Genomic DNA, 8,519 nt, shown 5'->3' on the forward strand with positions numbered 1-8,519 from the left:
CAATAAGGCAAGGCTGAAACGATGGGGATTATGGGTTCCATCAGATTTTGTGACAGCTTAAGTTACTGGGTTCAACCGCCGGATGCGGAAAACCGAACGTCCGGTGGTGTGGGAGAGGTAACGGATACAATCCGTTACCCCGACCCGATCTTCCAAGATCCTTTTATCATAAGAACTTCAGATTCTTTTTGCTACTTTCTTATCTCGAACTCACGTTAAGTAAAATAAACAAGCACAAAATAGTTTCTATAAAACAGCAATGAGCTTAGCCATTCCGCTATAGATCAGATCCAAAATAGATTGAATTTTATGTATTTTTTAGACCTGATGACGCATGTAAAAAGACGATGCAAGAAAACTTGGTCCGGTGGAGCAACACGAGCACGTCAAAGCTTACATATACTGTTTGTAACAATTTGCACGACCGGTCAATAATAGGTGATACTTTTGGCTTGCTCAAACTATTTCATTTAAATCAGAAGTGATTCATGATTTTCTGCCAGAAAGAGAGCCTGGGTGTCTCTTTGCATTCTGTAACAATCACGGGAACAAGCTTGTCTGTTTTATCGACATCCAATACATATTCAATCGGCTTGTCGTTTCTGTTGAGGCCTTCAGCCCAGTAGACCACTTTTGGTTTTAACACATCGTCAAGCGCCAGAAACTCCTCGCATGTCATGTTGACCGGCTTTGGAATTGTTGCCATTTTTGGAGTTGCTGCCGATTTTTGAGTTTCTGCTGAATGCTCCTTTGTTTTTTTCAGAAAAAAATGCTTGGGTGTCGCTTTGCATTCTGTAACGAGCACGGGAACTAATCTGTCTGTTTCAGCCACATCAAGCCCAAAGTCAGTCGGCTCGTCTTTTTTATTGAAACCTTCAGCCCAGTAAACCATTTTTGGTTTTACCACATCATCAAGCGCCAAAAATTCCTCACATGTCATCTTGGCCGGCTTGAGAGTTGTCTCCGCCAAAACCAAAGTGGTCATGGTTGCAGACAGCAACACACCACTCAGAAAAACCATCGTTACGTTGATTTTCATTTTCATCTCCTACCGACAAAATTTAGAATATATAAAACAAGCTGCACGTTAACCCGATGAAGGAAAGCAGCGTTTTATCCGACATCATGCCATTTGGCCTTGCATCACGATGTTTGCTAATTGAATAACTACTTGTGTGGGAATTGTATATCCCAACTACAGCGCTATTTTCACCCATGGTTTTCCTCCTGCTTAAGATCTCGGATGATAAGCTTCGGATCCAGAATCACTGGGTCGTACTCTTGGCTATATCCCCACCATTCCATTTGCCCTCCACGAATCTTGTCATCTGTCAGGTAATATCCAACTCTGCAGTATTATTCGTTTACTTGTCTGTGCGCCAGCGCACGTAAGATGAAAACAGGGATTACAGACCAACGCGCCGTCACTCGTTACCTCCTATCGATCCGTTGCAATAGAATATATACCTATAACAGGAGTTTGCTGGCATGTAGGTATTGACCGGGGCGGCATGTCAGAGTCGAGTTAGTCGGAATACCCCACAACAGTCCCGTTGAGCCACACGCCCATCAACAAGCTATGCCATGCGTCTTGATGTATGGCTTCTCTGAGGATGGCGGTCGTTCAATCACTTCACGTACTGCTTCATAAAGGGCTAATGATGCTGGCGCAAGACAGGAACGGGCATCATAGTGCCCGGCGACAATGTAAGTGCGTAGATCAACGGCTTGGATACCAAACATCAATGCAATGGCCATGTACTGCTGGAAAGCCTCAATCAATGGATTGGCGAGCGAGATGGGCTGAACCATGGCCGAGACTACTGATGTTTTGATTAAATTGCTCGGCATGGGTTGGAAATCTATCGGTTGGAAATCTATCGATAAGTGGATGACCATAAAACATCAGTAAAGGCATGATCGAGTTACCACTGATCTGTAAGCCCTTAAGTCCCATATTAACCGTACGTTGAGTATTGCCAATCAGGCAGGAAGGCAAGCCATTACTAAATTCAGGCGTAACGAGCAAGGCAATCTGAACGTCCAGATGCTTTGCCATCAATCCCAAATAGTAACGCAACTGGTCCATTGCTATGCCAATATATTGCCCCAGAAAATTGCCGCCGTGATAGTCCATGCCCTTATCCGGATCAATGAGGGAGTTATCACTTGCGGAGTTTATTTCGGTGGTGACCTGCTGGGCAATATTGTCCAGCCCCTCCACAAGTGGCACCATATACTGAGGCAGGCAACGGACCGGATAGCGGTCCTGGACTAGTTCGCCAGTCTTATATTCAAGGCGACCCTCCAATTGATCGCGAATCAACTTCGATCCTTTCAATGATTTAAGCATGTAGTTGGCCACCTATCTTTGACCGGGGTGAGGCTTCGGGGTGAGGCTTATGAGTATGGTTAAATGGATGAAACGGTTGATTGGATCCGTTTAAACCCTGGATGAAAAGCGCGTGGGTATCCATGGTCATTTTCAGCAGTAGCTGAGCGTCGTACACGCATTGAGCAGCAATACCGGTCATCACATAAGTACCATTGATCATAGCTAACCCTTCTTTGGGGAGCAGATTGAGGCGTGGTAGGCGAAACCTCTTGAGTGCTGATATTGAATCGATTTCTTCCCCAGCAAAATCGACAACAAAACTTTCATCCAGCCCGATCAGCGCACCAGTAATGCTGGCAAGTGGAGCAAGGTCGCCGCTCGCGCCAATAGAACCAAACTCGCGCAGATTGGGGATGACATTCGCATTTAAAAATCTCACCATCCGCTGCACCAACTCAAACCGTAAACCAGAGAAACCGAGCATATGATTATTTGCTCGAATCAGCATGGCAGCACGAACATCATCTTTGGACAATCGCTTGCCCGGCCCTGACTTCATGAACCAGATCAAGTTTCGTTGCAGATCGCTGGCATCTTCAGGCGAGACATGGGTATGGGCCATTCCCCCAAAGCCGGTTGTCACACCGTAGATCGGTTTACAGGTTTTTGATACAACCCCATTCATAGCTTAACAAGCATTGGTAACGTTCATGATGTAATCATGTGAGGCATTGACGTGCCGCAGAACTTCCTTATCGTCAGTTAATTGCACTCTTGTGTTGCAGCGCGCAACCCGTACGACATCATTTATATTTAACGCATTACCTCGTATGGTAACTGTGTCGCCCCACTGAGATTTTGGTGCCGATAACGTGCTTAAGAAGTCACTGACAGTTTTTTTCTCCATATTTCCCTCCAGTATCAACGTGGTAGATTAGCGCACCAATATCATAAACACCCTCTCCTATCAAATCGAAAGGCACTGATATATCAGATATACTGGCAAATACTCTGATGAATGATCAAATTATCATATATTCATTTAAACGAAGAGATCTTTGTCGGCACATGGAAACCAAGCTTTGCCGCAAGCGCCCGTCACCGATCGCACCGGTAAAACTGATACGTGGTTCTATAGTATTTTGCTTACTCGGTCGGTCTGATCAGCTTTTCGTTCGATAAGAGTAAAACGCCGTACATGCCGGCCGGATATTTACCCAGTCCTTTGGCCTACTTCTATTTATTTTCGATGACAGAAATGAGGATACTCTTTGAATCATTTCTAACTGATGTAGCTATCTTCTCCCCCCCTACCAACCGGGCAAGCGCGAAATCCACAAATTATTTTTTTACTGTAAAGATCAAAAGATTAGGTTATGGCGAATCAAGTGGTTGATTTGCAGCATTGGTAGGCAGGTGAAACTGTGGCATTGTGCTCCAGCTCTTCGTTATCGTATGTCTCGGTCCATCGTGCCATGACGAGTTAATGCTGTTAAGATACGCGTTATTGTCTTACTGAGCTGCTCTGTGATCGTTGGCCGAACTCTATGAAATTCCGGGTTACCAGTCCTGATGCTATAGACCCAATTGAGCCTCATGCGATGCTGGTGGATATTGAGATTGGTCGCCGAACCAAAACGCTGAATCAGCGTGATCGTCCCGGTTTAGGCATCACACTTTTTGAATCTGACCTATTTGATCAAAAAATGTGATCATGCAATTTTTCAGAGGTGATGTATGGGGGATAGGAACTACTAGTCAACACTGCGACTCGAAATATCAGGAGCTCGTTAAGCGTTACGAGCAGGATTGGCCAGAAGAGGGCTACCCAGCACGAGAACCGTGAACTGTTACATTACAGTTGCTCACAAAGTTTCGTCAGCTGATTATGAAGAGGCCGTGTGTGGTTTGGTCTCATGTTTGACGCCCGAGCAACGGGCGGAGCTAGGAAGCACTGTACAAGCTGGCGCATAGTCGCGCGGTACTATTGATGTTCCGCAGTCGCCGCCGCAACAGATAGGTGACGCCGATCTCGGCTGGTTCAGAAATGTAACACGGCAATTACATCAACAACGTGGGCTGCTACGCGAAATATTTGGCAGTTTAAGTGATATTCTAAATGGCGCTGAGAATTCAAGAGGTTCATTGGGTTGATTATAAATCGTAGATGACCGTTCCTCATCCAGTTGAGTTCGCTCATCTCGCAACATGGAGGAAACCCCTATGTCGATTTTTAGCACAATTCTTGAGAAGTTGGGACTTCGGAATCAAGCAAAGAGAAATACGGCGCCGCAATCTACTGCAACTCCAGCGGCGTCAACGAATCCGAGTACAAGTTCAACCCCCAGTGCATCTGGCGCTGCGACGCAAACCGCGCCAAAAGCGGTTCCCATCTCTGATGTCTTCGCACAACTAGAGCAACGCGCCGCTGCCAATCCACAAAAGCTCAACTGGCGCAATTCGATCGTTGACCTCCTGAAGCTCCTCGATATTGACAGTAGTTTGTCAGCACGCAAAGAGCTGGCTACAGAGCTTGGCTGTCCGCCGGAGTTGATGGCAGATTCAGCAAAGATGAATATGTGGTTGCATAAGACCGTGCTCGTGCAGATCGCGGCTAACGGAGGGAATATCCCGAAAGAACTCCTCGACTGAGCAGTATGCGAAGCAAACGTTGCGGTATACCGGATAATTGCCCGGCAATTTCCAAAAGCCAGCAGTGTACCGTTCTACCGTTTCAATAGTTCCCACCGTTCAACCCCATTCTTCCTTCGTCGCAACCGCGAGGGAGGAAGAATGAAAAGAAATTTCTTTATCTGACGAATTTAAATCACGGCGTTATAGGCAGATGCAGAAGCCGTGTGCGCTGGCACAGCACGCCTGGCTTGACTGAGACTATCGTGCGCTTGCGTAGTAAGCAAATGGACATCTGCGCCTGATATTTCAGGATGAAACTCGCTTTGGGCATGTTTTCGATACACCGATATGGGTGCCCTCAACCTATACGGCCATTATGCCAGACAATAGTACCCAGACATATGTCTATGCTTATGCTGCTGTCTCTGCCGCTGATGGAGAGCTGGATATACTTATCCTGCCTCAGGTTAATAATCATTGCATACAGATATTTCTGAATGAAGTAGCGTCACGTCACCGCAATGACCGGATTATCCTGGCGCTCGATGAGGCAGGATGGCATTGTAGTCATTCCCTCAAGCTGCCACATAATCTGCGCTTACTTATGCCGCCACCCTACTCACCAGAATTCAATCCTGCGAAGAATCTTTGGGATCAGCCACGGGAGAAATCATTCCATAACCGTGTATTCGATAGCCTGGACGCGCTTGAAAACCACCTGGAAGTAGCGATGCGCGACATGGAAAAAGATCGTGAATGTGTCTATTCCCTTGTGGCATAGCCTAGGATTATAAATTCACTTATGAAATAGAAATGGAATGACATGGTGCCAGGCTGTTTCGGTAACTCAGGTAGTACATTGATTGCCGCCGAGAAGCAAGAGGTTGCTGCTTCATGCTGGACTCGATCCAAACCAAAGTATGGTGATGTAATTTTGCGCTGCTGGCAGGATTGGGCTGGCAAACAGGCAGTCCTGGCTGGATGCGAGCAAACCTTTGCTGAAGTACTCCGCAGCATGGAATAGTTTTAGCCTATAAAGAATTCCTTCTCCTGCCGCTCAAGATTGCGATATAAATTTCGTGCGGTCCAAAGGACAGCAGTTTCAGGCTATTCTCATCGAGAATACGATAAGCCAGCATGCACAACCAGGTTGATGAACGGAACTTGTAGAGTCTCGGATACCAAATAGATCACCACCTTCGCTTCACCTCTCTCATGATAGTTAGAGATGAGACACCGACTCATCCAGATCAGACTTCTGTTTGGGATGCAACTTTTTTACAACACGCTCAAACGAAGGTGTAACAAGCAGGCGCATCAGCCGAACTTATATTCGCCAACAGCCTCTTCTTGATCAGCGAGCAAGAGATTACGGATTATGCTAAACGGCAAATCAGGATTTTCCTCGGTATTCTGTCAATCTGTGACCAGTACTCGATTTGCTTCGGCACCGAGCGTGCTGAATTTGTACGTAGCGCTTGGCTTGAGCGGCCAGCTCTTCGGACGATTTTACGTTTACAGATATGACAATCTCCTATTAAATCCCATTATAGTCTAATTGATTCCATAAAGTAACCTTGATATTTTCTTGTCGGTTTTTATGCTGACAATAGAGCCTGACCGGTTATACTGCTGGCTTTACAACCAACAGGAGCATTTTAAACAATGTACAAGTCAGAACTGATTGAACAAATTGCCGTTCAGGCAGAGATATCAAAAACCACCGCAGCCAAGGCCTTGAATGCCATGATTGACAGCGTGGTCGCAACGGTCGCCAAAGGTGAAACCGTCGTCCTGCCTGGCTTTGGCACCTTCAAATCCACTAAACGGGCAGCTCGTGCTGGTAGACATCCGCAGACCGGTGCTCCGCTAAAGATCGCCGCGAGCACGGTGCCTAAATTTGCGGCTGGAACCCTTTTCAAAAAAGCAGTGGCCGCCACAAAGAAAAAGAAAAAATAACTTTGATAAACTTGAATGCAAGAGGGATCAGATACAGAACAAAGAATGCTTGTTCTTCCGAACAATAACCCCAATCGTTGTTGGGTGTAATTGACAAAACTCTCCGATTTCTCGCTGGCTATATGTGTTTGTTCTGTACGCAACAATTAATTGCCATTTTGTGGACTTTATATTGCGCCGCAATTTCAGACAAAAGCTTAGCTTACGGATGAATCAAACGCGGCCAGGATCGCGAAATTCGCAATCATCCCGGCCGCCAACGCTTAAAATATTAATGGCGCGATTAATACGATTAGCCTGCAGGCCATCCGTGCGCTATGATGACCCCATCAATGCGCAATTAGGTATCCAATTGTTTCAGCAAATCGAGCAACACCATCCACAGCAGCTTATATTCATATTATTTATGACCATGTGTGTTATTATCGACCCCAACTGATCATTGATTATCTCAACGACTCATAACTAAAACTCGTATTTTTGCGACCATACGACCACAATCTAAGCTTGATGGAACGGTTATGGGAAGTTTTTCAAGAAAAATTCTTGTATAGTCGCAACTAGAAACTTTTTCACTTTTCAAAAGTGCTTGCGAAGCTTTTTCCAAAATCATTCCATTACAAAGCAGAATGACGCATATTATTAACTGATAATTTCCAAATCATCGGTGTCACCTAAAGGCCGAAATTTCATATGCGATATGCGATAGGTATATCGTTCGTCACGTGGAAAACTCACTCGGCAGCACCCGCCACTGAGATCTGCTTTTCAACAAGTAAGTACAGCAAACCACTCAATACTTGATATCAATCAATAATCCTTAGCTTCGTCTGCTTGCACAAGCTCTCCAGTAGAGGCCGGACGTCTTCAAATGTCTTCAAATGTCTTCAAGCGAATGTAGCTTGGGTATCTCTTACTCATCCCCAGAATCTACGAATTCACAGGATTGCGAATAGGTTCCTAGACTAAATCACATCATTATGCAAAATAAAAAAATTCGGCATGAACGTTTATGCCTAAAAAATTGATTGCCTCGCTTTATTGATGATAGCTTCTGCAACAGCTTTAAAGCAACATACTTGCTATACCTCTAGAAATTATAGATAAGGCGAGAAGTGACCAGCCATTCGGTTCTTTTTTCTTCATTGAATTGAGAGGGCCCGCCCCCAAACTGAATCACAGAATTTTTGCTGAAGGCATATTGGATCTGGGGCGTTAGTTGATACCGGTAGCTGCGTTCGGTTATTTCGCTGTTCAGTTCGATCCCGAGCGAGAATCCCTTCGAATACATATAGTCTAACCAGTTAAGAATGATTCAGAATGTATAGGATTTGAAGAGCATCTCAACGGTCTGGTTTTGTTGTCTACGCAGTGCTTTGGCCTGTGCCCATTTATGTTCAATAGGATTAAGATCAGGAGAATAAGCGGGCAAATATTCAAGGGTGTGCCCAGCGTTTTGTATGGCCTCTTGCGTATCCTGCCTCTTATGGAAAGTGGCATTGTCCATCACAACGACGGCATGTGACGGCAATTCAGGCAACAGGTCCTGCATCGCCCATTCGTGAAACACATCCGCATTGATATTGAGTGC

At 45.5% G+C, this 8,519-nt stretch carries 14 protein-coding genes; 7 read left to right on the forward strand and 7 right to left on the reverse strand.

Features of this window, described 5'->3' with window-relative positions; genetic code table 11:
• Positions 1-475 precede the first annotated feature (475 nt).
• From BM283_RS16305 to BM283_RS19660, 5 genes are all read right to left on the reverse strand, one after another.
• Positions 476-1,039 carry an HdeA/HdeB family chaperone gene (locus tag BM283_RS16305; RefSeq protein WP_090694999.1) on the reverse strand — a complete coding sequence of 188 codons (564 nt, stop codon included), beginning with the start codon at positions 1,037-1,039 and terminating at the stop codon, positions 476-478.
• Between the two features lie 530 nt (positions 1,040-1,569).
• A complete protein-coding gene (locus BM283_RS19645) occupies positions 1,570-1,812 on the reverse strand; it encodes an aromatic amino acid ammonia-lyase (RefSeq protein ID WP_217646568.1) in 243 nt (80 codons plus the stop codon).
• On the reverse strand, positions 1,775-2,353 hold the full coding sequence (locus BM283_RS19650; protein WP_217646569.1) for an aromatic amino acid lyase: 579 nt from the start codon (positions 2,351-2,353) through the stop codon (positions 1,775-1,777). Before BM283_RS19650 ends, BM283_RS19645 begins: the two co-directional genes overlap by 38 nt.
• Positions 2,346-3,020 carry an aromatic amino acid ammonia-lyase gene (locus BM283_RS19655; protein ID WP_217646570.1) on the reverse strand — a complete coding sequence of 225 codons (675 nt, stop codon included), beginning with the start codon at positions 3,018-3,020 and terminating at the stop codon, positions 2,346-2,348. Before BM283_RS19655 ends, BM283_RS19650 begins: the two co-directional genes overlap by 8 nt.
• A 3-nt stretch (positions 3,021-3,023) precedes the next feature.
• On the reverse strand, positions 3,024-3,242 hold the full coding sequence (locus BM283_RS19660) for an OstA-like protein (RefSeq protein ID WP_217646571.1): 219 nt from the start codon (positions 3,240-3,242) through the stop codon (positions 3,024-3,026).
• A 640-nt stretch (positions 3,243-3,882) separates the two neighbouring features.
• Here BM283_RS19660 and BM283_RS19070 point away from each other — a divergent pair.
• The 3 genes from BM283_RS19070 to BM283_RS16315 all read left to right on the forward strand — a co-directional run bounded on the left by BM283_RS19070 (position 3,883) and on the right by BM283_RS16315 (position 4,987).
• Entirely contained in the window at positions 3,883-4,047 is a 165-nt protein-coding gene (locus tag BM283_RS19070) for a hypothetical protein (protein WP_175492199.1), read from the forward strand.
• Positions 4,048-4,049: 2 nt separating this feature from the next.
• Positions 4,050-4,181: a hypothetical protein gene (locus BM283_RS20375; protein WP_302848308.1), complete on the forward strand. Its 132-nt coding sequence runs from the start codon at positions 4,050-4,052 to the stop codon at positions 4,179-4,181.
• A gap of 377 nt (positions 4,182-4,558) precedes the next feature.
• Positions 4,559-4,987: a DUF3597 domain-containing protein gene (locus BM283_RS16315; protein WP_090695001.1), complete on the forward strand. Its 429-nt coding sequence runs from the start codon at positions 4,559-4,561 to the stop codon at positions 4,985-4,987.
• Positions 4,988-5,157: 170 nt separating this feature from the next.
• Here BM283_RS16315 and BM283_RS19075 read toward each other — a convergent pair whose 3' ends face one another.
• Positions 5,158-5,313: a hypothetical protein gene (locus BM283_RS19075; RefSeq protein ID WP_175492200.1), complete on the reverse strand. Its 156-nt coding sequence runs from the start codon at positions 5,311-5,313 to the stop codon at positions 5,158-5,160.
• 8 nt (positions 5,314-5,321) lie between these two features.
• Between BM283_RS19075 and BM283_RS19665 the strand changes: the two genes are divergently transcribed.
• The 4 genes from BM283_RS19665 to BM283_RS20380 all read left to right on the forward strand — a co-directional run bounded on the left by BM283_RS19665 (position 5,322) and on the right by BM283_RS20380 (position 7,367).
• On the forward strand, positions 5,322-5,750 hold the full coding sequence (locus BM283_RS19665; RefSeq protein WP_254776414.1) for a transposase: 429 nt from the start codon (positions 5,322-5,324) through the stop codon (positions 5,748-5,750).
• Positions 5,751-5,792: 42 nt separating this feature from the next.
• Positions 5,793-5,993 carry a hypothetical protein gene (locus BM283_RS16325; RefSeq protein WP_090695003.1) on the forward strand — a complete coding sequence of 67 codons (201 nt, stop codon included), beginning with the start codon at positions 5,793-5,795 and terminating at the stop codon, positions 5,991-5,993.
• Between the two features lie 641 nt (positions 5,994-6,634).
• A complete protein-coding gene (locus BM283_RS16340) occupies positions 6,635-6,928 on the forward strand; it encodes an HU family DNA-binding protein (protein ID WP_090695006.1) in 294 nt (97 codons plus the stop codon).
• A 310-nt stretch (positions 6,929-7,238) separates the two neighbouring features.
• Positions 7,239-7,367 (forward strand): hypothetical protein, encoded by a 129-nt coding sequence (locus BM283_RS20380; protein ID WP_302848309.1) that lies wholly within the window; start codon positions 7,239-7,241, stop codon positions 7,365-7,367.
• An 876-nt stretch (positions 7,368-8,243) separates the two neighbouring features.
• Here BM283_RS20380 and BM283_RS16350 read toward each other — a convergent pair.
• On the reverse strand, positions 8,244-8,519 hold a 276-nt coding region (locus tag BM283_RS16350; protein WP_175492096.1), incomplete at its 5' end, for a transposase.

It is taken from the genome of Nitrosomonas sp. Nm34 (genome assembly GCF_900113925.1).
Classification (GTDB): domain Bacteria; phylum Pseudomonadota; class Gammaproteobacteria; order Burkholderiales; family Nitrosomonadaceae; genus Nitrosomonas.

Coding starts and splice junctions, on each gene's coding strand:
- BM283_RS16305 (WP_090694999.1), bottom strand. CDS start 1,039: ATGAAAATCAACGTAACGATGGTTTTTCTGAGTGGTGTGTTGCTGTCT.
- BM283_RS19645 (WP_217646568.1), bottom strand. CDS start 1,812: ATGGTTCAGCCCATCTCGCTCGCCAATCCATTGATTGAGGCTTTCCAG.
- BM283_RS19650 (WP_217646569.1), bottom strand. CDS start 2,353: ATGCTTAAATCATTGAAAGGATCGAAGTTGATTCGCGATCAATTGGAG.
- BM283_RS19655 (WP_217646570.1), bottom strand. CDS start 3,020: ATGAATGGGGTTGTATCAAAAACCTGTAAACCGATCTACGGTGTGACA.
- BM283_RS19660 (WP_217646571.1), bottom strand. CDS start 3,242: ATGGAGAAAAAAACTGTCAGTGACTTCTTAAGCACGTTATCGGCACCA.
- BM283_RS19070 (WP_175492199.1), top strand. CDS start 3,883: ATGAAATTCCGGGTTACCAGTCCTGATGCTATAGACCCAATTGAGCCT.
- BM283_RS20375 (WP_302848308.1), top strand. CDS start 4,050: ATGCAATTTTTCAGAGGTGATGTATGGGGGATAGGAACTACTAGTCAA.
- BM283_RS16315 (WP_090695001.1), top strand. CDS start 4,559: ATGTCGATTTTTAGCACAATTCTTGAGAAGTTGGGACTTCGGAATCAA.
- BM283_RS16325 (WP_090695003.1), top strand. CDS start 5,793: ATGGTGCCAGGCTGTTTCGGTAACTCAGGTAGTACATTGATTGCCGCC.
- BM283_RS16340 (WP_090695006.1), top strand. CDS start 6,635: ATGTACAAGTCAGAACTGATTGAACAAATTGCCGTTCAGGCAGAGATA.